Annotated in this window: 17 protein-coding genes; 10 read left to right on the top strand and 7 right to left on the bottom strand. The window is 60.1% G+C overall.

Features of this window, described 5'->3' with window-relative positions:
* Positions 1–885: 885 nt before the first annotated feature.
* The 3 genes from RAD10_RS24740 to RAD10_RS24730 are packed head-to-tail and all read left to right on the top strand — an operon-like array spanning position 886 to position 4,584.
* Complete coding sequence (locus tag RAD10_RS24740) at positions 886–1,866, top strand: metallopeptidase domain-containing protein (protein ID WP_461619538.1); 981 nt, start codon at positions 886–888, stop codon at positions 1,864–1,866.
* 48 nt (positions 1,867–1,914) lie between these two features.
* Positions 1,915–4,251: a non-ribosomal peptide synthetase gene (locus RAD10_RS24735; RefSeq protein WP_461619537.1), complete on the top strand. Its 2,337-nt coding sequence runs from the start codon at positions 1,915–1,917 to the stop codon at positions 4,249–4,251.
* Positions 4,252–4,257: 6 nt separating this feature from the next.
* Positions 4,258–4,584: a phosphopantetheine-binding protein gene (locus RAD10_RS24730; protein WP_461619591.1), complete on the top strand. Its 327-nt coding sequence runs from the start codon at positions 4,258–4,260 to the stop codon at positions 4,582–4,584.
* A gap of 84 nt (positions 4,585–4,668) precedes the next feature.
* Here the strand turns inward: RAD10_RS24730 and tnpC are convergent, their stop codons facing one another.
* The 3 genes from tnpC to tnpA all read right to left on the bottom strand — a co-directional run bounded on the left by tnpC (position 4,669) and on the right by tnpA (position 7,100).
* Entirely contained in the window at positions 4,669–6,258 is a 1,590-nt protein-coding gene (gene tnpC / locus RAD10_RS24725) for an IS66 family transposase (RefSeq protein ID WP_461619536.1), read from the bottom strand.
* Positions 6,259–6,327: 69 nt separating this feature from the next.
* Entirely contained in the window at positions 6,328–6,681 is a 354-nt protein-coding gene (gene tnpB, locus RAD10_RS24720) for an IS66 family insertion sequence element accessory protein TnpB (protein ID WP_027545641.1), read from the bottom strand.
* A complete protein-coding gene (gene tnpA / locus RAD10_RS24715; protein ID WP_027545642.1) occupies positions 6,678–7,100 on the bottom strand; it encodes an IS66-like element accessory protein TnpA in 423 nt (140 codons plus the stop codon). Before tnpA ends, tnpB begins: the two co-directional genes overlap by 4 nt.
* Positions 7,101–7,294: 194 nt before the next feature.
* On the opposite strand from tnpA, the gene RAD10_RS24710 reads away from it, so the two are divergent.
* The 4 genes from RAD10_RS24710 to RAD10_RS24695 all read left to right on the top strand — a co-directional run bounded on the left by RAD10_RS24710 (position 7,295) and on the right by RAD10_RS24695 (position 12,227).
* Positions 7,295–8,875, top strand: a complete 1,581-nt coding sequence (locus RAD10_RS24710; protein ID WP_461619535.1) for a HipA domain-containing protein — start codon at positions 7,295–7,297, stop codon at positions 8,873–8,875.
* Positions 8,876–8,912: 37 nt separating this feature from the next.
* Entirely contained in the window at positions 8,913–9,101 is a 189-nt protein-coding gene (locus RAD10_RS24705) for a hypothetical protein (protein ID WP_461619534.1), read from the top strand.
* 568 nt (positions 9,102–9,669) lie between these two features.
* Positions 9,670–10,194 carry a hypothetical protein gene (locus tag RAD10_RS24700; RefSeq protein ID WP_461619533.1) on the top strand — a complete coding sequence of 175 codons (525 nt, stop codon included), beginning with the start codon at positions 9,670–9,672 and terminating at the stop codon, positions 10,192–10,194.
* 1,088 nt (positions 10,195–11,282) lie between these two features.
* A complete protein-coding gene (locus RAD10_RS24695; protein WP_461619532.1) occupies positions 11,283–12,227 on the top strand; it encodes a helix-turn-helix domain-containing protein in 945 nt (314 codons plus the stop codon).
* A 367-nt stretch (positions 12,228–12,594) separates the two neighbouring features.
* On the opposite strand, the gene RAD10_RS24690 is transcribed toward RAD10_RS24695, so the two are convergent.
* Positions 12,595–13,338 carry an outer membrane protein gene (locus tag RAD10_RS24690; protein ID WP_461619531.1) on the bottom strand — a complete coding sequence of 248 codons (744 nt, stop codon included), beginning with the start codon at positions 13,336–13,338 and terminating at the stop codon, positions 12,595–12,597.
* Between the two features lie 924 nt (positions 13,339–14,262).
* Here RAD10_RS24690 and metC point away from each other — a divergent pair.
* The gene (metC, locus tag RAD10_RS24685) at positions 14,263–15,510 is read left to right on the top strand and encodes a cystathionine beta-lyase (RefSeq protein ID WP_461619530.1); all 1,248 of its coding nucleotides are present in this window, start codon (positions 14,263–14,265) and stop codon (positions 15,508–15,510) included.
* Positions 15,511–15,738: 228 nt separating this feature from the next.
* Entirely contained in the window at positions 15,739–17,169 is a 1,431-nt protein-coding gene (dctA, locus tag RAD10_RS24680; protein ID WP_461619529.1) for a C4-dicarboxylate transporter DctA, read from the top strand.
* Positions 17,170–17,292: 123 nt separating this feature from the next.
* Here the strand turns inward: dctA and RAD10_RS24675 are convergent, their stop codons facing one another.
* From RAD10_RS24675 to hisC, 3 genes are all read right to left on the bottom strand, one after another.
* Positions 17,293–18,318, bottom strand: a complete 1,026-nt coding sequence (locus RAD10_RS24675) for an LLM class flavin-dependent oxidoreductase (protein WP_270163087.1) — start codon at positions 18,316–18,318, stop codon at positions 17,293–17,295.
* Between the two features lie 434 nt (positions 18,319–18,752).
* A complete protein-coding gene (locus RAD10_RS24670; protein ID WP_461619528.1) occupies positions 18,753–19,775 on the bottom strand; it encodes an LLM class flavin-dependent oxidoreductase in 1,023 nt (340 codons plus the stop codon).
* Positions 19,776–20,072: 297 nt separating this feature from the next.
* Entirely contained in the window at positions 20,073–21,173 is a 1,101-nt protein-coding gene (hisC, locus tag RAD10_RS24665) for a histidinol-phosphate transaminase (protein ID WP_270163085.1), read from the bottom strand.
* 1,802 nt (positions 21,174–22,975) lie between these two features.
* On the opposite strand from hisC, the gene nifA reads away from it, so the two are divergent.
* Positions 22,976–24,736 (top strand): nif-specific transcriptional activator NifA, encoded by a 1,761-nt coding sequence (nifA, locus tag RAD10_RS24660; RefSeq protein WP_270163084.1) that lies wholly within the window; start codon positions 22,976–22,978, stop codon positions 24,734–24,736.
* Positions 24,737–24,838 lie beyond the last annotated feature (102 nt).

Genomic DNA, 24,838 nt, shown 5'->3' with positions numbered 1-24,838 from the left:
CGAGCATCTTCTCGACATGACGCCACTGCAATAGTCGTTCCACTAGGCTTCACCCTCCGCCTAGGTCTCTCTATATGTCGAGGAGCCGGATGCGCTAACAGCTCAAGCTCATGACGATGTCATGGACCAATCGGACCGTAGAGACGATCTCTACAAGAGTGGCCGCGATCTTCCCTCCGCAACCGCTCGAAGTAAGGTCATTGCTGCCATCTTGTGGTGGCTTGACCTCGCTTGCATCCAGACCGTTCAGCGAGACATCAGATGCCCCCGCGCGCACGTGACCTGCCAATACTGTATTCAGCTCAGGTCTTCACCTCTCATCTTGCTTCCGCTCGCCTGGGCGAAGTCCCGCGGCGGCTCTGAGAGCGTCTCGCCATTCTTCGAACCGACCCGTCATTCTCCACACACTGCGGCGGTTTCGGTTACGAGCGATTTATCGATCCGAATGGAAGAATATCGGAAGCCGGATCGCAGCTCCCTACCATAATTGGGAGGAGCGTGAGCCCGGTTCACTTCTATAATCGCTCCTCGCACAAGCACTTAAGCTTGTTGCAGCTTCGTCGCGAGAGATCGGACAAATCTCCCGACCGCGCTGCACAGAACAGGGCGCTCAAGATGACGCTCTGCCCTTCGACAAGTTCAAAATGAAGTCTTGGGCTATGTCAGGCCCGGACTGGAGGCGACTTCGAGACAAGCATGTCAGGGATCACGCGTCGTAATGTGTTGGCCCTTGGAGTCTCAGCGTGGCTTCCGGTGATGTCCGGAGGCCCGGCGCGATTCGCCGGGCCGGACGGAATCCCGGTTCTTGACCGAAAGTCGAATATCTATTTGAGCGAAGGTCAGACGGACCCTCGAAGCCTCCCAGCTATTGGGTCGCTGAGAGCGATGATGGTCTTTGTGGACTTCGCTGACGCACCCGGCGATATCAGCGGCACGGAAGGGATAGCCGATCATCTCACCGGATACGGTAAGGCCGAGAAATGGTTTAGGGACCAATCGTACGGGCGCCTCACCTTCGAGATTGCCAGAATTCCTGGCTGGCGGCGCATGCCTAAGCCCTCCACCAGCTACACCGGCGCCAACAAACGTTTCACGTTCGAGCAGCACAAAGACTATATGTCAGACGCCGCAGCACTTTTCCCAGAACTCGATGTCCGAACCCACCCCCTGTTGCTTGTCGTTGGCGCGAAGACCGACGGGATTGCTAGTTCACCAACATTTATCGCCACGCCGATCAATGCACCTGTGACTCCAACGGGGCCCGTTCGTTGGGGCGTGACCTTCGGCAAGGACAGCTATACCAACACCCACATGAACCTGTGTCATGAGGTGTGCCACACCCTCGGGTTGCCTGATCTCTATAACTTCGAGCCACCGCGATTTACGACCGGCTCCTGGGACATCATGGGCGATATCTTTCGGGGGACTTCGCTGATCGGCTGGCATCGCCACAAACTTGGCTGGCTTGCAGACGAGCGCAAGGCGTACCTGGCGCACGGTGAGTGTGAGACTGTCCTCACACCATTGCCAGGCAGCACAGGAACCTCGATGATTGTGGTACCAGCCGACGGTGCGTTGAATCCATCGAAAGTGTACGCGATCGAACTTGCACAGCCGATTCGAGGCCACGATGGCACAACCACCGGCGACGGTGTCCTTGTCTATAGCGTTGATGCCGTCATCCCGACTGGACAGAGCCCGGTGAGAATCGTGCCGGCCAAAACGACGGCGAACTTCAACTACGGGGAATTGTTCGAGGCGCCGTTTTCCTCAGGATCAATTCTCGATGACCCGACGTTGCCGTTCAGTCTTTCGATCAAAGCCAAACGCGAGGACGGCTACGTTGTCGGCCTGAAGGTGCGCTAGCCGGAGTTTTCGCAATGCTATTTCTAAGCGACGACGAGGTGCGCCCGCATGACTGTTGCCGATGAAATGTTGGCGCCTCGGGAGAGCTTTTGGCGACAGCGACTTGAGCGGTTCAAGTCATTGCAGCTTCCCTTTGTGTCGTCGTCACAAGAGGTGTCGCCCCGACGGCAGTCGAGCGCTTGGCTGACTCCTGATGCGTTGGTCGAATTGCTGCCGATCGATCGCACGGAGTGCGTACTAGCGGCTTTCCTGATCTATCTTGCCCGCATCACAGGTGAATCTGAGCTTCAACTCGGCTGGGAACCCGCACCCAAGCGGCCGCAAGTGGGCCTGAACGCGGGCGAGGCGCTGGTCGCCTCCGTCGTGCCAATGGAGGTGGCCATTGATCTTGCTCATGACTTTGCGCAGGCGCACAGGGTTGTTGCAGCCGAATGCGCCGTTCTGAGAGCGCACGATAGTTTTGCCTGGGATCTGATCGCGCGCTGCCCGGCGTTGCGGGAGATCGGGATGTTACGGTCCTGCCGACCCTGGCCGATTGGCATCACCATCAGCGACATCGGCTCTTCCGCTGCTGGTGATCTGGCGTCGTGCCCGAGTTCGGACGCGGCTCCATGTGGTGATTTGCTGACGTTGGAAATCCGCGTGCTCGATGGAAGCTTTCGATGGCACTTTGATGCAAGTCGGCTGCCATCCACGCAAATCGAGCGGATGACGACGCATCTGAACAATCTCTTGCACGCCGTGATGGCCGATACAGGGCAGCCGCTGGGACGGCTTGCGCTGTTGTCAGGTGAAGAGCGCACCTACCTCTTGGAGGAACTGAACCGAACGGCTGAGCCCTATCCGTCGCATAAGTGCATCCATGAGCTGTTCGAGACCGAGGTCCGGAAAGTGCCGCATGCGGTAGCGGTGGTCGATGCGGAGACAGACTTAAGTTATGGCGAGCTCAACAGCCGGGCGAACCGGCTGGCGCATCATCTCATTGGGCTTGGACTCAAGCCAGGGGATCGCGTCGCGACCGTGTTGGATCGCTCCATCGCCCTTGTCGTGGCGCAGCTGGCCATTCTGAAGGCAGGCGCGGTCTACGTACCGATCGATCGGGGGCTTCCATCCGCGCGACAGAGCTGGATGATGATCGACTGTGCTGTGCGCCTGGTGCTCACGGCAACCGACAGTGACGGCGAGGTCGAGGCTGCCATTCCTGTTCAGGCCATTGAGCCAATCATCGCTGGAGAGGGATCTGATGCCGATCCAGGCTTGACATTGGCCGCCGAGGCCACCGCCTACGTGATGTACACGTCGGGGTCGACTGGCGTTCCCAAGGCGGTTGCTGTTCCTCATCGTGCCGTCAACCGGCTTGTGATCAACAATGGATATGCGGAGTTTAGCTGGAGTGATCGGGTAGCGTGGGTGGGCAATCCCGCCTTTAGTATCAGTACGCTGGAAGTCTGGGCGCCACTGCTCCACGGTGGACGCCTGATTGTTGTTCCACACACTGCCGTTCTGCAGCCGGATATCCTGTGCAGGCTGCTTCAGCAGAACAGCGTCACCGTGCTGCATTTGACAGCCGGACTGTTCAACCGGAGCGCCGATCATTTGGCGCCGGTGCTGGCGAGTTTGCGATTGCTATTGGTTGGCGGCGGTGCAGTCGATGTGGCGGTGGTCGCACGGGTGTTGCGCCAGTGTAGGCCGCAACGTCTGTTGCACTGCTATGGCGCAACCGAGACATCGACCTTTGCGACGGTCTGCGAGATCACCGCGATCGACGAGACAGCCGGTCGGCTGCCGATCGGCCGGCCGATCGCCAACACGCGGATCTACCTGCTGGACGCTGATGGCGCGCCCGTTCCGTTCGGGGCGGTGGGGGAGATCCATATCGGCGGCTCCGGCGTTGCCCGCGGCTATCTGAACCGGCCCGAGCTGACCGCGGAGCGGTTCGTGGCCGATCCGTTCAGCGGCGAGGCCGGCGCGCGGCTGTACAAGACCGGCGATCTCGCCCGTTACTTGCCGGACGGCAATCTGGAGTTCCTGGGCCGCAACGACGATCAGGTCAAGATCCGCGGCTTTCGGATCGAGCCGGGCGAGATCGCGGCGCGGCTTGCCGAGCACCCGCTGGCGCGCGAGGCGGTGGTGCTGGCGCAACAGGATGGTCGTGGCGAGCCGCGACTGGTTGGCTATGTCGTTCCGGCGGAGCACGGGGCCGAGGCCGATCTGGCCGCCATGTTGCGCAGGCACCTCACCGCGCGGCTGCCGGACTACATGGTGCCGTCGGCGCTCGTGCGGGTCGCGGCGCTGCCGCTGACGCCGAACGGCAAGCTGGACCGCAACGCGCTGCTGGCTTCGGACGATGATGCCTTTGCGCGGGCCAGCTACGTCGCCCCGTAGGGCGAGATCGAGATCGCGCTCGCGCAGATCTGGGCCGAGCTGCTCGGCGTCGAGCGGGTCGGACGCAACGACCACTTCTTCGAGCTCGGCGGCCACTCGCTGCTGGCGGTGCAGCTGATGGCGCGTCTGCGGCAGCTGTCGCTGGGGGTGGAGGTGCGCAGCACCCTGTTCGCCAGGTCCGTGCTGGCCGATCTGGCCGCGAGCCTGGGCCGGCATCATGAGGTGGCGGTCCCGGCCAACCTGATCACCGAACAGAGTGCGGCGATCACGCCGCAGATGCTGCCGCTGATCGCGCTGGCGCAGGACGAGTCTGCAGGTACTGGCGCGGCTTGAGGCCAATCGAACAAGGCTGGTCGCCTGAACCGACCGGTTCGGAGTGGCCTGTGTCTGACTTTCAGTAAGCGCTTAGCCGTCACCCTATTGAGGCTGGCTTGACGCCTTGCGGAATCGCCACGGCATGAGGTCGTCGATCCTGCTACGGGGATGGCCGTCGATGATCGCCTCGAGTGTTTCTGCGATGTAGCCGGCCGGATTGACGTCGTTGAGCTTGCAGGTGGCCACGATGGATGCAAGCAAAGCCCAGTTTTCTGCCCCGATTTCGTGACCGGCGAAGAGAGCATTTTTCCTGGTCAGGCAGACTGGCCGGATGGCGTTCTCGACCGGGTTCGTGTCGAGCTCAAGGCGCCCGTCTTCGAGGAAGCGGGTCAGCCCCTGCCAGTGATTGAGCGCGTAGCGGATGTCCTCGGCGAGCGTCGAACCGCTGGAGATCATCGACAGCTGTTTCTCGAACCAAGGCTTTAACGCGGCGACCATGGGCAGCGAGTGCTCCCTGCGCCCGGCCAGCCGGATGTCCGGCGATGCACCGCGTACCATGGCTTCAATGGCGTAAAGCTGTGCGATGTGCCGAACGGCGGCCTCGGCGATCGGCGATTTGCTGTTGCGCACCAATTTGACGAAGCGCCGGCGCAAATGGCTCCAGCAATGCACGAGCGTCCACGGCCCTTGCGGTCGAGCGACTTCGGTCAGCCGGTCATAACCGTCATAGGCATCGCATTGCAGGAAGCGTCCGCAAAAGCCATCCAGGAACTGCTCCGCAAAGGCACCGCTGCGACCGGGGGCATATCGGAACAGCACGATCGGCGGACTTGGGCCGCTGTGGCCGCGGTCGTCGGAGACGATCGCCCAGAAGTAGCCCTTCTTCGTTTGGCCTCGCCCCGGATCGAGCACCGGCACCGTGGTTTCGTCCATGAACAGACGATCCGCCATGGCCAGGCGGCGGCGCATGTGGTCCGCGATGGGCTGAAGATGGAAGCAGGCGCGGCCGGACCAGTTGCCCAGTGTCGCCCGATCAAGCCGGATGCCCTGGCGCGCATAGATCTCGGCCTGACGGTAGAACGGCGTATGGTCGCCAAACTTGGAGACGATCACATGCGCGATAGCCGCTTCGGTCGGCAGCCCGCCGGGCACGACGTGTTCCGGTGCGTGCGCCTGCGCGACAGGGCCCGAGCAGCGGCGACAGATGTATTTCGGGCGGCGTGTGACCAGCACGCGCCATTGCGCCGGGATCACGTCGAGGCGCTTGCTGACGTCCTCGCCGATCTTCGTCATGGCGCCGCAACCGCACGGACAGAGCGTGCTCGCAGGCTCGATGATCCGTTCCACCCGCGGCAAATGAGCAGGCAAGCAGCCGCGATTGCGATGAGAACCTTGATCCGGATCGCTCCGCGATCGGCCCTGGATGACCTTCTCGGCTCTCTCCTGCGCCGCGTCCAGAATGCCTTGCGCGATCTCCACGTCTTCGAGCGGCAAATGGTACTGATCTGGTCGTAGCTTCTCGGACTTCGCGCCGAACTTGTCGCGTCGTAATTCGCCGAGAATGACCTCCAGCCGGCGCCGAGCCTCCTCCGACGCCGCCAGCGCCCCCTGATGCTCACTCAAGGCCGCCTGCGTTTGCGCCAAAAGCGCTTTCAGTTGTTCATTTTCGTCGCGCAGCGCCGCGATGCTCATGCGCTATTTCGAGCACATCGCCGCCGCGCGTGCCACGTTCAAAATAGCTTCCGAGTCATTCTGCCGCAGTTATCCAGCCGCCTGGGGACGCCGCGCTTCTTCCGGGCGGACCAACCTCCAATCCAGCCCCTCGAACAGGGCTGCGAACATCGCCGGCGATATGCGCATCACGCCGTCTGCGATCGTTGGCCAAACGAACCTGCAACCTTCGAGACGCTTGTGCACCAACACCAGGCCCGTTCGATCCCAGACCAAAATCTTGATCCGGTCCGCTCGTTTCGATCGGAACACGAAGGCTGCGCCGCTGAACGGGTCGAGACGAAGCATCTCCTGCACCTTCGCCGCAAGCCCATCGTGGCCACAGCGGAAGTCGATCGGCCGCGTCGCGATGTAAATCTTCAGATCGGCACCGGCCGCGATCATCGTGACGCTCGCACTGCGCGGATCACCCGGGACAGCTGCTCGCCATCTATGGCTGTGTCCGTCCGCAGCACGACATCGCCGATCGCGATCTCAAGCTTGATCGCCGGAACGTGACGCTCCTCCAACGCGCTTTCCACGACCAGCGGTGCGAATGTCGACTGCAATGCTTCGCACGGCGCCAACATGCCTCGCTGTCGAAAGCGTCGTCGCCAATCGTAAATCTGCCAGCGCGTCGCTCCGTGCTTGCGCGCCACCTCGGACACCTGGGCACCGGGTAGCAGACTCTCCGCGACAATCCGGGCTCTCTCAGCCTCCGAACGCACACGGCGCCCCGACGGTCCTTCGAGGACCTCCAGCCGGCTCACCGGCCCTACCGGTGAGCCGTCCAAATGGACGTCCTTTTTGCTGTCCAATCCCATCCCAAACCTCCGTCCAAGCCGGAGGCTTCTTCGCACAGCTATCCCGATCCCGAAGCGAGGGTTCCCGCTTAGCGCTTACGACTTTCACGCATCTGAAATGCGTAATCGTCCTGGACAACTGGCTCGATTTTGGCGACCTTCGCGCATCTGAAATGCGGGGAAGTCTGTGACGATCCTCCTGGTCGGTGAGACCATTGACAGGCGACGCGCCCATGCGCAGGCGTCGGCAGGCGATCGTCCGCGGGGTCTATGCCCAAGCCAATGCCGATGTCGACACGGCGGTCTTGGCCCACGCCGTGCGCATCGCACATTATCTCTACCCAGCCGCTTATCTCTCGTCCGCCTCGGCCGCACTCCTGCGGCCAACCTCTAACGGTCGGCTTTTCCTCAGCGGACGTCGCAATCAGCGCACCCGGATTCGCACTCTCGAAATCGTCCAGAACGAGGCGCCGGCACATCCGTCGACAGCGCCTGCGATCGTGGGCGACGATCAGGGCGAGATCAGGATCGAGGTGTCGTCGCCGCGCCAGCGGTTTCTGGAAGCTTTCCGCCTCCGAAGCGAGCACGCCAGCGCCATCACCGACGAGCTTCGCGCGGACATGGCCGCGCGGCTGGTCGAGGAGTTTGGATCACCACAAGCGGCGGCGGACGCGCTCTGGGCTTTGGCTCGCGAGAACGGATGGTATCGCGAGGGCGAGGGCGCCGAGCGCTACCTGACGACACGCCCGGCGGTCGTCGGCAAGGCTGCTGCGAACAAGGCGGCGCTTGAGCGGATCGTGGCCTGGCATGGCGAGCCCCTCGGCCGCCTGACGCATGACGGCTTCGAATGGCGCTGGAAGGCCGCGGCAAATACGGCGCCGCCGTTCGTCCGCCAGACGGCGCCCGGCAAGCTGCCAGCCTTTGTGGAGTCCCTCTTGCCGGAAGGCTGGCTCGCCCAGGTTCTTCACGAGCGCGATGATCGCGACGCCATTCGGCACGGCAAGCGGTTCATGTCGAACATCGCGGTCGTTGCCACCAAGAAGGAGCTCGACGCTCTGCCGCTCGACGTCCTGCAGGCGCCGCTCGCGAAGTTTGCCAAGCGCGGGCAATTCATAGGACGCTATGTCGGCCTGTCGAGGGGTGAGCTGGAGCAGAGCTTCGAGCAGAATCTCGCGCAACTGTTTGAGCGCGCGAAAACGCCTCGTCTGTCCGGCGTGCAAATCAAGGCGCCGATGTGCCTGACGTCCGACGGCGCGCTGATCGCGGCGATCGACGCGCCGTTCACTCACATCCTCAAGCCCGCCGGGACGGCCGGCTTCGAGGCGCTGCCAATCGTCGAATGGATATGCCTGGAGCTCGGTCGCGCAGCGGGGTTCGTCGTTCCCGACGCGGCGCTCGTCTGCATGCCCGACGGCATGGCGCCCGCGCTCGTCGTCGAGCGGTTCGACATCAGGCGAGATAGGGCTGACAAGCGCCGCCTTGCGCTCGAGGACTTTTGCTCGGTGCTCGACCTGCCCGCGTCGGCCAAGTACGACGGCACCATCGAGCGCGTGGCGCGCGGGCTTCGACCGCTGTCCACCGATCCCGCCGACGATCTCGATATTCTATTCCGGCGCGCACTGTTCGCGTGGTTGATAGCTGACGGGGACATGCACCTCAAAAACCTGGCACTGCTGAGGGTCGCCGCGCCCGGCGCCCGGCAATTTGAAAGCGTCCGGTTCGCGCCGCTCTATGATGCCGTCACCACGCGGGTCTTTCCCGGCCTCGCCAGCGATCGCATGGCAGCTCAAGCTTAGCGGGAAGGACGAACGGCTCACGCCGCGTGATTTTCTGATGCTCGCCCGCACGATCGAGCTTTCCATCGCGCGTGCGGAAGAGGCTATGGCGAGCGTCACGGCGGCGACGCGCAAAGCCGCGGGCGCCATCTCGCTGCCAGAAATGGCGCGGGACGGCGAAGGCACCAAGTCCATAGAGGAGAGCGTCAAGGCGATCGTCGCCGAGCGATGCGTCGCGTTCGCATGAGCCTTCATATACTTGCGGCTCGTTGATATCTGCCTATGTCGGCGGAAGCTACTACTGACTCCCCACAACACACGCGCGTAAGAAGAAATTTGGAGCAGCGCATGGCGTCTCCATTCTTCGTCGAGAACAAATCTAACGGGACGGTATGTCCGACTACGCGGTCCACTTCGCGAAGAACTACCAGAAGAAGAGCGCTTACGATAACGTGCTCAGCATTTTGAGCAGCCGGGTCATCAAGGCCAGGAATCCATTCGGCTTGGTGCGGGAAAAGGCGCCGCCACCGCGCGGAAGGCACAAGAATCACGTTCAATCACTGCATTGCGAATGATGAGGCGTGATCCTGCGTGCAGATGGATAGTAAGTGGGATGTTTGTGGATCAGTCCTCCGATTAATGCATCCCACTGAAATTGTTCGATTTTCGGATCAGCAAGTTGCGGCTGGGGACGTGCAGAGGGGGCAGTAGCGCGTGAGGGTGTATGATTATCACGCTCGCGCTCGAACGATCTCGCCAATGCTTGTTCAGTCATCGAGACCGCCAACGTCAGCTGACGATACCAGAGAATAGTGATGCTGGAATTGCAAGAGATGACGCCTCCCGAACTCCTCGCGCTTCACGCAGCTGTGTCGGGAGAGCTACGCCGACGCGGGGTTACCCGCAGCTCCAACAATCCTGTCGGCGATCTTGCTGAACATCTATTCTGCCGCGCCTTCGGGTGGAACCAGGCGCCGAACTCGATGCGGGATGCGGATGCTACTGATAGCGCGAACCTGCGCTATCAGATCAAAGGCCGGCGTTTGACGGCGCATAGCAACTCTCGTCAGCTCAGTGCGCTGCGAGATTTGCCGGCGCAGGGTTTCGATTTTCTTGCGGCAATTCTCTTTCACGAGGACTACCGTGTTCTCAAAGCGGCACTGATTCCACACTCTCGCGTCGCTGCGCTTGCCCGGCGAGTCGAGCGAACTAACAGTTGGCGTTTTTTACTCCGCGATTCGGTATGGGCTGCTCCCGACGTGCGCGACGTGACGGCGGAATTGCGTCGCGCTGAAAATATCTGGGCCAGCGTGCTAGTGGAGACCCCATCACAAACGTGACCCCTCCGAAATCTCGATCTGAGCGTTTCTTTTAGGTGTTCGCGAGAAGCGAGGTCGGTTAGTTAACTGGAAGCTCCAAATGGACGTCTGCCATGTTGGGAACGACGGATTGATTTTCGATAAAACTAATAACCGGGGGAGGCGGCTGGCGAGTCTCAAAGCCACCCGTGTGACGCAAAAAAAGAGCCGCTGATTGGATAAAATCACATCGCAGATCGGACGCCTTGCAGCAATCCGCATAGCGCCGCGTTTCCGAGCCGCAGCCACAAAGCTCGTCGTCCTGGCACTCCCGTTGCCGGTAATAGGCTTCCGCTCTCGGGTCTGCACCCGGCATTCCATATTGTTTTCCCGGCCACCGGCCGAAAATCTCTAGATAAAGATGACGGAGAGCCCATACGCTGTAGAGATCAAGCAGCGTCCTAAGATCACCACCTTCGGACCACGCTCCGTCGTTCGGCGAAAAAGCGCAAATCGAGCCATCCCGGAAGTTCGTGTGGCGCGGACCGATCCAGCGCGATGGTTCTGCAGCGCTTGTCCAGAAGCCCCATGCGCGAGGTCCCGGACCCGATCGGTGCGGAAGAGCAACGAGAAACGTGGCTCTCCGCGGCAAGCCCTCAATGATCGAGCTCTTGGCGAGAAACCACGTCCCGTCGTTGTCTGAGAAGGTCTGTAGGCTGGGGTACGCCTCGGCAAGGCGTATTACCTGACCTTCGTAACGGGCGTGCAGCTTGTCGCCGCTGACCCGTGATGAGGTACCGGGCGCCCGTGGTCCACCGGCCGCCCCTTGTCGTCGGGCGGCCCTTTTCCGTGATCGGGCTGCGGATCCTCTCTTTCCTTGTCCTTCATCACCATTCTCCTCAGTTTCGGTCACCACTGGGGACTGCTCGTCCACGGTGATCCGGCCATGGACGTGAACTCGAAGCGGCCGGTGCTGGTCCAAGGCAGCTCCGAGCTCCTGCAACAACACTCGGACGCCCGTCCCAAGAAGGGCTTCATCCCGAATCGGAAATGTGCGAGTCTGTGTCACCCGCACAGCCTGCGCCCGAATCGTCGGACGTGTCAAGCCGTGCTAATCGCACATAGAGAAGATGCCCTCATTCGAAGAAAAGCTGATCCGAGCGGTCAAGAGGAAGCGCGAAGCCGATGGTCTGAGCATCCGCGCACTATCAACAGCCATTGGCGTCAGTTTCTCTACGCTGGCCCGAATTGAACGCGGCGAGGGGCTTCCAGACAACAACTCAAAGATTCGCCTTCTGCAGTGGCTTGGTCCTGATGCCGAGGAGGCTGGGCTCGGTTTCGATAGAGTCGCATTCGTACATTTTCGAGCCGGCAAGAATGTTCAATCGTCGACGGTCCGAATCCTGTTGAGAGCGGCCGAATGCTTGCGGCAAACTCTTGCAAGCGACGCTGGATGGACCGGTCAGCAAGACGCTGATGAAAATGGGACCGGCCCCAGCCTGTCGTTGTCGAAAGAAGAACTTGAACAAGCCGCGGAGAAGTTCAGAGCAGACCTAGGGCTCTCGCCCGATGAACCGCTTGATAGTCTCCGAGTCGAAGTCGACGGCGTGCAGGTTATCCGCATAGGGGAGACGAACTGTCTAGACGCGCAGACCGTAAAGTATCTGCGCGGAAATGCAGGTGGCGAATGGTCAGCGATGACGCTCCCACTCAACGCCAGCAATGAGAAATGGGCCGTGCTCTTAAATGACAGCCACACGGTCGAACGTCAACGAGTGACTATTCTGGAGGAGTACTGGCACATCTTGCTCGGCCATAGACTCACCAAAATTGCCCGGATAGCTGAATCTTACGGCAGAACCTATGACAAGACAGAAGAACACGACGCCTATTATCTAGCCTCAGCAGCACTCCTGCCCAGAGCGGCCATGATAGAAGCTTTGAGCAAAAACCGATCTTCGGTGGAAATCGCGCGATCATTCGGCACGTCGTCCGAGCTCGTCGATTATCGAATCAAACGGCTCGGCTTCTGGCGGGAGCACGTCGGGAAACAGATCAAGTTGTCTCGCGACTGAGGGGTTAGGCATGACCGAACGTGCACGTGAGAGGGGCAGTGTGATGGTTGTGCATGAGTCTTAACCAGTGCTAGCTCGGGTGTAGTCTGCAGAACCGGCGGCACCGCACAATATCGCACACGGAACACGCCGCGTCAGATACTTGGCAAGGAGCATCGCCACAGCCACGCCAGCGCCATCAGACCGTTCCCGTTGGCGGTCACCTGAACATACTCAACTGATGCGACACGCGAGCTTAACGTCGTGACGCAACCCCTGGCCTGCACGAGAAGGCGCGCAGCTCGTTGTTGGAGGCAAATGAACAGCTGAAAAAAAGAGCCCCGGCCTGGGGCCGGGGCTCTCGATCCGCCGCTCTAACGCGATGGAGTCAGTATTTGAGAACGACCGGGCCCCAGAACTTGTAGTTCAGCCGCGCGGTCAGCAGGTCGAAATCCTGCCCGATGCGCTCGCTACCGACCGCACCCGCGGAGTTGCTGAAGTTCACGTTAGCGTCGTGCCGGAAGATATGGTCGTACTCGAGGCCGACCGACCAATTCGGCGCGAAGCCGAGTTCGATGCCCGCCCCGACCACGCCGCCCCAGCGGGTATTGTCGGCGCTCGCCAGCGGCGCGCCGGCGAGAGTGTTGATCTGATAGCTATTGCCGGTCACCGCGGCACCGCCCTTGGCGTAAAGCAACACGTTGTTGATGGCGTAGCCGACCTGGCCTGTAAGCAGGCCGAACGACCCGGTCTTCGTCTGATTGATGTCGGCCGGGAAGGCGGCGCTGACATTGGAGCCGCTGAAATCGGCCCAGTTGCCTTGGCCTTCGACACCGAAGACCACCTGGCCGGTCTGCCAGCGATAGCCAAGCTGGCCACCAACGGTTCCGCCGCTCGCGTCGTGAGAGCCCTCGGGCGTGACGCCTCCAAAATCCCAGGAGCTATGGGTCGAACCCCAGCCGCCATTGGCACCAAGATAGAAACCACTCCAGTCATAGATTGCGGCCGCGACCGGTGCTGGCGGCGGCGGTGCCTTGGTGTAGATGGGCTGCTGAGCGAGATCGGCGGCGAATGCGGGCGCTGCCCCGATCAACGTGACGATGCTCGCAGTCACAAGCAACAACTTCTTCATTTCGAATACGCTCCTTCACATGTCCCCTGCGCCACGCGCGTCTTAACAGTGCTGTCGCGAATTGCTGTAGCTGTCGCGCAACATTCTCGCTTCCAGAAGCGCTTGAATCTAACGCCGCGTCAGGTTGCGCGCTCATCAATCATGATCAAACCGACAAACACGCAGTAGGTCCATCGTGTATCGAACCCAAGGATGTACGCGTCAACTCCGGCATGAAGTCGTGGCGTCGTTGCACTCGAACCAGAGCGATCACGACAGGCGCGCACACTGAAGCAGCGACGATCGTAGAGAATCGAGCGAGCGCTATCATGTCGTTCCATTTCCTCTGATCGTCACCCGGAAACCGGACGCAGCCACTATCTGGTCCCTCATGACGGATCACGTCACGGTCCGTGAGTGGGCTGAACGTTTAAACGATCAAGACTGCACTGGCATCAAACGCGGCACGCGCGCTGCTCGTCGACATCGTTCACAACATCATCGGGAAAAAGCCAGTTCGAACATAGTCGCCCGATGGTGGCGGGTTCTCAACACGATGTGTTTCGTTCGCGACAAAGCGCGCGCGACGTCCACGTCGCTGCGCAGTCACGATGAGCCGTTGCGATCGAGGGCCCAGCAGGTTTGGCCCGCCTCTTGCTTCGATGGCGCTTAAAGGACTTGGCTCGACTTAGTAGGAGCGGTGAATGCCGGCCGGTTGGCGGATCTTACGAGGGAGCGTGCTTTGATACTGCGCCGTCCTGATGTGCAACCAATCTTGATGAGGCGCACGCAACGCAGGTGGTTCTGGTGCGAAGGAGCGAGCCGATTTCATTTAGAGCGAGGAGGCGACCTACGAAAACGACTCGCATCGATTAGGCCCATCCGAACCGCACCTGATGTCCTTCCCCCCGGCCAGGCCGAACACAATCTCAGAAGAAAGAAGCAATGAAGTACCTGGAGGACAGCAAGGACCTGGACATCGAGACCCGGCTTTCTCGCCTCGGTCGTGCGCCCGCCGAACATTCGGGGATGGTCAACATGCCCGTCTACCGGGGCTCCACAATTGTTTCGGAAACCCTGGAGGAATACGAATCGCGCAGGCAGAGCGATCCGACGGCGAACTACGGCCGCTTCGGCTCGCCTCTGTCCCGCGCACTCGAGCTTGCCGTTTGCGAACTGGAGGGCGGCTATCGCTCGCTCTTGTTTCCGTCGGGGCTCTCTGCCTGCACGCATTCGCTTCTCGGCGTGCTGCACGCAGGCGACCACGTCCTGATCAGCGATGGCGTCTATACACCTCTCAGGACATTTGCAGACGAGGTTCTCTCAAGACTTCAGATCACGGTGCAATACTTCTCTCCAACGCAGCCTGCAGAACTTGCGGCTAAAATCACCAAGAAGACACGAGCCATCTATCTGGAATCACCTTCGTCCCTCACGTTCGAGGTGCAAAACGTTCCTGCGCTTGCTGCAATCGCCCATCGTTCCGATGCGGTAGTGATCATGGATAACACATGGGCAACGCCTCTGTATTTCAAGCCGTTTGCGCACGGCGTCGACATCTCGATCCAAGCGGCGACCAAATATATCGTCGGCCATTCAGACGCGCTGCTTGGTGTCGCGACCGCCAACGAATCGGCGTGGTCGGCGTTGCGATCAAGTGCCCATGATTTCGGGGAGATCGCTGGGCCGGACGACATCTATTTGGCCCTGAGGGGACTGCGTACCCTGGCCGTCCGCATGAAGCGTCATTGGGACAATGGCCTCAAGCTGGCCCAAAGCCTTCGGTCGCATCCAGCCGTCGACAACATCTTGCACCCGGCGTGTCCGGACGATCCTGGCCATGCGCTTTGGAAACGAGACTTTTCGGGGGCGAGCGGCCTCTTTGGCCTTGCGCTGAAACCGATGTCGCAGCCGCAGCTTTCGACTTTCTTCAATAGGCTGCGGCTTTTTGGCATCGGCTGGTCCTGGGGCGGATACGAAAGCCTCGTGATGCATGTTGACCCATTGAAACGCGCGGAACCATCGCTTGCTCTCGCTGGACCGCTGATTCGGGTTCACGCGGGCTTGGAGGACGCAAGCGACCTGATCGCGGATATGTATCAGGCGCTCGCTGCGGCTTGGGAGACAAGAAGGAGTCGCCTTGATCCGGACAACGATGATGCGCTTGTCGCTGAGCGCTCCAAACGAGCTTAAGCGCAGTCAACTCGAAGCCGAACCTTGGCTTGGCCAAGACAGAAGTCGGCAGTGAACGAGTAGTAAAGGGAACGCCATCGGCGCTTTTTGATGAAGAGCGAGAGACCCGCTCGTCATCGAGATGCTCTGGCCTACGAATCCTGGGTCAGAAGTTCGCTCGCGGGATGGTGTCGGAACAGCTCCGATACCCCGTCAAGCGGGATCGCCGCCAAACCTGGGAGGAGCGTTATGACAACCATTGCAGCTGCGCCAACCGCGCGGGCGTCTCGGTCATGGTATAAGGTCCTCTACGTCCAGGTGTTGTTGGCAATCCTACTCGGCATCATCGTCGGCTGGGGCTGGCCGTCGCTTGCCACCTCTGACTGGATGAGGGCGCTCGGCGATGGCTTCATCAAGCTCATCAAGATGGTGATCGCGCCGATCATCTTCTGCACCGTGGTCTCCGGCATCGCTCATATTCAGGATGCGAAGAAGGTCGGCAGGGTGGGGATCAAGGCGCTGGTCTATTTCGAGATCGTCTCCACCCTCGCGCTCGTGATTGGTCTCGTCATGGGCAATCTGTTCCAGATCGGCCGCGGCCTTGCCGCCAAGCCCGATGCGACCGCAGTCGCCAATTATGTCGAGCAGGCAAAGGCGACCAAGTTCGTTGACTTTGTGCTTAGCATCATTCCAGACAGCGTAGTCGGCGCGCTCGCGCGCGGTGACATCCTGCAGGTGCTGCTGTTTGCGATTCTGCTCGGCTTTTCACTGATGGCGCTCGGAGAGCGCGGCGAGAGGCTGCGCAGCACGATCGACGACGCCGCGCAGGCCGTGTTCGGCGTGATCGCCATCATTATGAAGGCCGCGCCGATCGGAGCGTTCGCCGCCATGGCATTTACAATCGGCAAGTTCGGACCCTCGGCGCTGGCCAATCTGATCGGATTGATCGCGCTGTTCTACGCGACCGCCGCGCTATTCGTGATCGTGGTTCTCGGGCTGATCGCGCGGTTCGTTGGCTTCTCCATCTTCAAGTTCATCGCCTATCTCAAAGACGAACTCTTGATTGTGCTCGGCACATCGTCCTCGGAGAGTGCGCTGCCACAGTTGATGGAGAAGCTCGAGCGGCTGGGCTGCTCGAAGCCCGTGGTCGGCCTCGTGGTGCCGACCGGCTATTCCTTTAATCTCGACGGCACCAACATCTATATGACACTCGCGACATTATTCATCGCGCGCGCCCTCGGGCTCGACCTCACTTTCGACCAGCAACTCACGATTTTGCTCGTGGCGATGCTGACCTCAAAAGGGGCGAGCGGCGTCACCGGAGCTGGCTTCATCACGCTGGCAGCGACCCTGTCCGCGGTCAACCCGGCTCTGGTGCCAGGGATGGCGATCGTGTTCTCGATCGACAAGTTCATGAGCGAGGTGCGCGCACTCACCAATATCATAGGCAATGGCGTTGCCGTTGTGTTCGTGTCCTGGTGGGAAGGCGAGCTCGACCGGATCACGCTGCATGCACGCCTTGGCCGCCAGATCGATCTGCCCGATGTGGCAACGGCGATCGTGACGGCTGACGCTGTTCCTGCCTCGGAGGACACGCGCAATTTAGAGATTGCGCGCGCAAGAGGAGGAAAGTGGACTGAACGCGCGCGTTGCAAACGCGGACGAACGCATTCGTCGTGATGCTGTTTCAGCGCGACCAACGCCTGGTGGAGTAGGCGAAGATCGAGGTCGTGGGTGGTTCCGCGCTTTGACGAAATGCGAACGAGCATAGAAGGCGAGCTGTTGAAACGGCGGAATGATGACTCAGGATTGGTCGAGCAACTCGGATTGGATCGTCCTCGCGGTGTAGAGGGAAGCATCTAGCGGCAAATTACCAAATGCGAGCTGACAAAGCAGGTAATTTGCGCCTGCTTCCTCCAGCTGATGAAGCAAAACGTTTCGAACGGAGCTCGGCGTTCCGACAACGCACAATTCGCTCTCGATTGCCGCATCGAATGTCAGCGGAAGGGGTTGTGGCGTCGGGATGTCATTGCGCTCGTAGAGGAATTTGAAGCTCCGCAGCCATTGCTCGTAAGCGGATCTGGCGAGCGAATAAGCGTCCGACTCAGATCGCCCAATCACGATCATGCGCAGCAAGCCAACAAATGGCCCACGATCAGGGGCGCTGGGGCTGCGCTCTCGATGGGTGTGGTAGGCATCGGTAATTTGGCGGACGCCGGCGGCGGGCCCGACGCAGGCGAGGTTAGCGCCATTGCCCGCGGCCCAGATGGCCGTCTCGGGCCGATTGGTAGTCACCCATATCGGGGGAGATGGACGCTGGTGAGTCGTTAATGTCAGAGGAACCTCACTCAACTGGAAATGTCGGCCTTGGTAGGACAGAACTCCACCCCTCATGGCCTTCTGGAGAATGTTGTTGGCTTCCTCATATCGGCTTGGCGCCGCATCCTCGCAAATTCCAAAGTAGCCCAACTCGACCGGCAGAGCGCCCCGCCCGAGACCCAGCTCGAGCCTGCCGCCGCTCAATTGATCGAGCATGCAGATCTCTTCAAAAGCGCGGAGCGGGTGATAGAGGTTAAGCAGCATCACCAATGGGCCAAGACGGAGGTGCCGCGTACGCTGCGCGAGACTCGACAGGAAAAGACTAGGCGAAGGGCCTCTTCCGTGGGGCGTGCAATGGTGCTCTGCCACGTGATACGCATAGAATCCGAGGCGGTCGTATGCCTCCGCCAACATGAGCCGATCTTCGTATTGATGGCCAATATCGCGGCCGTCGTCGTCCAGGTGATCGAAAATGCCGCAGGTGAGTTTTGACGAAGGCTGTTGTGCCATTAGAATATATCCTTGCTGAGGGGAAGGCCTGCTCGTTTTCTGGGCAGGGCTTAAGGGCCGTATTTGTTTTGGCCGCATCTCGCGAGCGTTGGGTCTGAGCTTTGATAGGTGCCGTCGGATCGAGCGACGAGATCGTTGTTCCGTTCCGCCTCCGTGACGCTGCGGTAAGCGCTCGATGCGCGGCCACTTGGTCGTCAGTTGTAATAGGTCAATGCTTGGCTTGAGCCGCTATCATCGTTTTCTCGTTCCATCAGTGGGATAACGAAATAAGTGGGCATCGACGCGCGGTTGGCTATCCACCTCGCTTCAGGCACTCTGAGATCGCGGCAACTGCAGCTAATGCCAATGCTGATGCGGATGCGGATGCAGTGGTCAAGGCCGTCATCTGGAAAAACGGCAACGAGTAACGGTGGCTTGCTGTACCAAATGACGACTTAGGGATGGCCTAGCAGCTCGGATTGGATGGTTCTTGCGGCGTATAGCGATGCATCTAGTGGTAAATTCCCAAATGCGAGCTGGCAAAGCAGGTAATTTGCGCCTGCCTCCTCCAGCTGATTGAGCAGAAGGCGTCGGACGGGCGTTGGTGTTCCGACGACGCACAATTCGCTCTCGATTGCCGCATCGAATGTCGGCGGAAGGGCCTGTGGCGTCGGGATATCACTGAGCTCGTAGAGGAATTTGAAGCTCCGCAGCCATTGCTCGTAGGCGGATCTGGCCAGCGAATAAGCGTCCGTCTCGGATCGCCCAATCACGACCATGCGCAGCAATCCAACAAATGGCCCGCGATCAGGGGCGCAGGGACTGCGCTCTCGATGTGTGCGGTAAGCATCGGAAATTTTGCGAACACCGACGGAGGGACCCACGCAGGCGAGGTTCGCGCCATTGCCAGCGGCCCAAATTGCCGTGTCGAGCCGATTGGTGGTCACCCATATCGGGGGAGATGGACGCTGGTGCGTCGTTAATGTCAGAGGAACCTCGTTCAACTGGAAATGTCGGCCTTGGTACGACAAGGCTCCGCCCGTCATGGCCTTTAGGAGGATGTCATTGGCTTCCTCGTACCGGCTTGGCGCCGCATCCTCGCAAATCCCGAAACAGCTTAACTCGACTGGAAGGCCACCACGTCCGAGACCCAGCTCGAGCCTGCCGCCGCTCAATTGATCAAGCATGCAGATCTCCTCAAAAGCGCGGAGCGGATGATAGAAGTTGAGCAGCATGACAAATGGGCCGAGACGAAGGTGCCGCGTACGCTGGGTGACACTCGACAGGAAAAGACCCGGCGAAGGACCTCTTCCATGGGGCGTGCAATGCTCTGCCACGTGATACGCATAGAAGCCGAGGCGATCGCATGCCTCCGCCAAGATTAGGCGATCTTCGTATTGACGACCAACATCGCGGCCGTCGTCGTCCAGGTGATCGAAAATCCCGCAGGTGAGTTTTGACGAAGGCTGTTGTGTCATTTGCATAGATCCTTTTTGGGCGGAATGCCTGCTCGTTCCCCAGGAAGGCTTAAGGGCGCCGCATTTATTATGGCCACATCTCACGACCGTCGGGTCTGAACTTCGATGGGTGCCCGTGCGTCGAGCGCACGAGATCGTTGTCTCGCTTCAGCCCTGCAACACGCGCAGGGGCAAGCACTCAACGCGCGGTCACTTAGCCGTCACCTGCATGGGTCCTCGCCTGGCTCGAGCTGCTATCATCGGCTTCCTGTTTCATCAGCAGTATAACGAAGAGAGTGGACATCGACGCGCGGTTGGCTATCCACCTCGCTTCAGGCGTTCTGAGATCGCGGCAACGGCCGCTAAAAACGAGTCCATTTGTTCTTTTGTGCCAATGCTGATGCGGATGCAGTGGTCGAGGCCGTCATCTGGAAAAACGGCAACGAGTACTCCTTCCCTCTCCAGTGCGGCGTGCCACCACCTGCCGTCCTGTCCGTTCGGGACACGCGCCAGCAAGAAATTGGTATGAGAGGGCGCGACGCGGAACCCGAAATGACGCAGTGCGGCCGCAACTCGTTCTCTCTCGTGCCTGATGTGTCTATGGTTCTCTTCGTAGGCCGCGCGATGTGAAAGGATGCTGACGCCGACCGCATGCGCTATGACATTCATGTTGAAGACGTTCTGGATATTCCGCAGTCTTCCAATCAGCTCTGGATGACCAAGGCCAAAGCCGACGCGAATGCCGGCGGCCGCATAGCTCTTTGAAAGCGTTCTGAGAAGCAGAAGATTGGGGTGGCGGCGGACGAGCCGTAGACCGTTATCAGGTGCGAAGTCGACATAGGCTTCATCCAACACGACCAAGCGGTCAGATTGTGCCACGAGGCGTTCGATGTCGGCGATGGGGGCGAACGTCCCCGTCGGATTGTTCGGATTAGCCAACAAGATGAACTTGGCGTCCTTTGCCGGACCGAAGAGCAGCTGATCAATCGGAATCGAATGCGAGTCGCTCCACAAAACTTCAAGAAATTTAGCGCTCTGCAACACAGCTAGCTTACGATTGAACGAAAACCCGGGAGACAGCATTGCGACGCTATCGCCCGGCGCAAGAAAGGCCCTGTAGATCAGGCCGAGAAGCTCCGACGATCCGTTGCCGGCGATCACATGGTCCTTTGAGAAGCCGTAGGCATTGGCGGCAGCCTCCCTCAAACCGATGTTATCGTCTTCCGGATACAGATACTGACGCTCGAGCGCCGAGATTGCACTTCGCCATACCATTGTTGGTAGTGGAAATGGGTTCTCATTGGTGTTTAGTTTCACGTAACGCGCATCTGGCGCCCGCTGGCCGGGCGACTGGGCTTCTAGATCCTTAGCCGGCTGCGCCAGAGAAGAGAGCACACTTTGCAGTTTTGCATCGACCATATTCTTGTCCCTCTTGATACGCAGACGGCAGTCGCCATTAAGAGTGTGCTTGACGGTCTAGCGAGAAATCCGTTTCGCACAGCTGACGTGGCGTCGCCTGGCTCGTTGGCGGTGCACGAGCCAAAAGGCGGCGGTTAAGATGCAGCGATCTGGTTGTTTGTTCGCGACGTTGCGATCGCTCTGTCAATCTCAGCCGACTGCGCGCAGCCGAGTCTGGTCGCTAAGCCAGCCCTTGCAGTCCCAGCACGATCGAGCCGCAAGCCTTGGTTTGAAAGTCGGTACATTGGCAGCGTCATGCGATGCTCCCCGGCGAGGCACTGACCTGCGCCGGCTGTTCTGAAGGCCGTGGCGGCCTGTTTGCCGAAGCTACAATTTGACGCTACGTGCGAATCAAGTCCTGTCGACGTGCTCGTCGCACGAATTCGCGCAAGCTTGTGGCTGAACGTTCGTTGGGCCTAGCTCGGGCTTTGAGAGCGCGTGCGGCGAATCAAGGGCGGTTCGGGAGCTATCACGGCAAGATCGGTCGCCGGGGCGAGCGCCGGACGGCTCTCGGGCAATCGACTGTTGGAATTCTGCCCTATGTCAGAAAGCAAACACAGCCCATGTCCTAAGTCCGCGCCCCTTCGCGAGACGACATTTGGCTGCGAAGTCTTACGTTGTTGATCGCAGTGGCCCAGATCCTGCAACGCGCCCAAAGATCGCGTTATGAGAATAAGGTGTGTGTTTGTGCCTCGATCTTGGCGAAGAACGTGGGAAATTCGGTCGGCCGGAGCCGACGACTGGCGCCCATCGGCCTCACGCTCTTCGAAGGTAACATCCTGAGCGAGGACGCAAGACGCTGGTTCCGGCCGCGGCCTCGCACAATCCCGAGCTCCTCGGCGGAGCGCCGTCTCGGCCAGCCGGCTGGCCGATGGCTCGCTGCACTCATCCGCCGCTTCAACGTGAGCGATTCAGGTGCGACCCTGCAACCAGTGTCAAGATCGAGGTCAATCGCAGCAGATATCGGCAGCTATTATTCGGCGCCCTAGACGTCGATGAACGGCTCGCGAGCGCAATCGCATGCATCGATCGACAGTGGCGGCATTCCTGCGACGTCGCCGGACGTCACCAAGCACGCCGTTGACGAGTTCAGTCAAGACTGCGCTCGGCCTATTCCACTTGAATCGGGGACCCGATGTGAACCGCATGTTGTTGTTCGTCAGCTAAGAGCCACGCCGACATCGATACTGTGATCGCCGGCGTTTGCGCGTTCGCCGGCCTTTGCAAGCAGCGATTAGCCCCTCGCAAAGCGAGGTTACCGAGTCTTACGAGCGAAATCGCACGCACCAACACACCGCGTCAGATTCCGGGCAATTGCGATTGCATGCGAGAGCAGCGTTTTGTCGCACGTGAGGAATGAGCATCCCTGCAAAACATCGGCGACTCCTCGCGTGGGACTGCACCAGAAGAGACCGCTAGCATCGCATTCCAATGTTTGGCCGGGAAAAAATCCCATTCTGATCGGGAAAAAGATGACGCATGCGCCAAGTTGTTATTCAAAGGTTGCCGACGGCTCGCGGTCGGCTACACATGGAGTCGGAAAATCGTTGATGCAGGTCCATGGAACTCGTGCCGTGCACTGTGAACACAGGACGACCTCATAACAAGGACGTTAGGACCACGATGCGTTTATAGCAGTGCCATGAAAGAGCGCTATGTCTAGCTGGCGACCTGAATTGCGCACGAGCATCAGGCGCAGCATCAAACTCGCAAAATCCAAACAAGATGGTAGGGAGGATGCTGAAAATAACGGAGACGTCGTCATGTTGAACATCGCTTCCGCACACGAAAGGCCTGACTCAGTGTCGGAGACGAGCCAAACTGTTCCCATTGTGACGCTGCACGAAAGCGCCATTGTCGGGATCTTCGAAATCTCGAAGATACTCGCCGCCCCCTGCCGGCTCGAGCTCACGTTGGCCAACGTCGTGGATATTCTGCATTCGTTTGTTCAGATGCGGCACGGCATCGTCTCGCTTTTCGACCATGATGGCCAGCCAGACATTACGGTCGGCGTCGGCTGGACCGAAGGCAGCGACGAGCGGTACCGGACGCGGCTCCCACCGAAAGCGATTGATCAGATCGTGGCGACGGACATGCCGCTCGTGGCCGAGGACATCGCAGTCCATTCGGCGTTCACGACGGCCGACCTCGAGGTGCTCGGTGCCAGCGATAACGCACGGGTGTCGTTCATCGGCGTTCCCATTCGGATCGACGCGAAAGCAGTTGGCGCGCTGACCATCGACCGTGTTCTGGACGACAGCTCAAGCATACGGCTCGAATACGACGTCAGACTTCTCACCATGATCGCCAATCTGGTCGGGCAGACCGTGAAGCTGCATCGGCTCTTTGCGACAGACCGCGAGCGACTGATGGCGGAAAAGGATCGATTGCAAAAGCAATTGGCCGAAATCCAACAACCCGCTCGCGAGCGCAAGAAGGTCAATGTGGAAGGCATCATTGGCGATAGTCCGGCGCTGCGCGCGCTGCTCGACAAGATCGCGGTGGTTGCCAAATCGAATAGCACGGTTCTGCTGCGCGGCGAATCCGGTACCGGGAAGGAGCTGGTGGCCAAGGCTATTCACGCCCTCTCGGCGCGCTCCAAGCGGCCGTTCATCAAGCTCAACTGTGCGGCGCTCCCCGAGACCGTTCTGGAGTCCGAATTGTTCGGCCATGAGAAAGGTGCTTTTACCGGCGCCTTCAGTTCGCGCAAGGGGCGCTTTGAGCTGGCCGATAAGGGTACGCTGTTTCTGGACGAGATCGGAGAGATCTCGCCCTCGTTTCAGGCAAAGCTGCTGCGCGTCCTGCAGGAGCAGGAATTCGAGCGTGTCGGCAGCAATCAGACCATGAAAGTCGACGTTCGCGTCATTGCAGCTACGAACAGAAACCTGGAGGAAGCGGTCGCAAATAACGGGTTCCGCGCTGACCTCTATTACCGTGTGAGCGTGGTTCCCTTGCTGCTGCCGCCCCTGCGCGAAAGGCGCAGCGACATTCCGCTGCTCGCCGCCGAGTTTCTCAGGAATTTCAACAGCGAAAACGGCCGCACGTTGACATTCGATCAAGGTGCGACGGACGTTTTGATGAATTGCGGGTTTCCGGGTAACGTCCGTGAACTCGAAAATTGCGTGCAGCGGACAGCGACCCTCGCCCCAGGACCTTCGATCTGCAGAGACGACTTCGCCTGCTGCCACGGCCAGTGCCTTTCGGCGATGCTGTGGAAGGGGGGATCTGAAGACGTGGCGCCGCATGCGCGCCCAACTTGCGCAGGGGCCCCGAAGCCGAGCAGCGCTGAAGCTGGTCGGTCGACCGCCGGCGCTGTCCCGCCTGTCCGGGACGCGCAGGCTGGGCTGGGTCCAGCCGGCGCCGCGCTCGTAAGTACCGGACAGATGACCGATCCCGAGCGCGTCACCGCGGCCATGGAGCGGTCGGGTTGGGTTCAGGCAAAGGCGGCGCGCCTGCTTGGCGTTACTCCCCGCCAGATTGGCTACGCGCTGAGGAAATACGGCATCGAGATCAAGCGTTTCTGAGCGGTGTGGGGGCGGTGCGACCATAGCGCTGTCGCGATGACGACGAATGTCCGAAATGCGTCTGCACGTGTTGGAGCACGTCAGGCTCTCAGAACTTGTTGT

The sequence above is a fragment of the Bradyrhizobium sp. 23AC genome (assembly GCF_054863025.1).
This window is presented reverse-complemented; position numbering and strand designations above follow the sequence as displayed.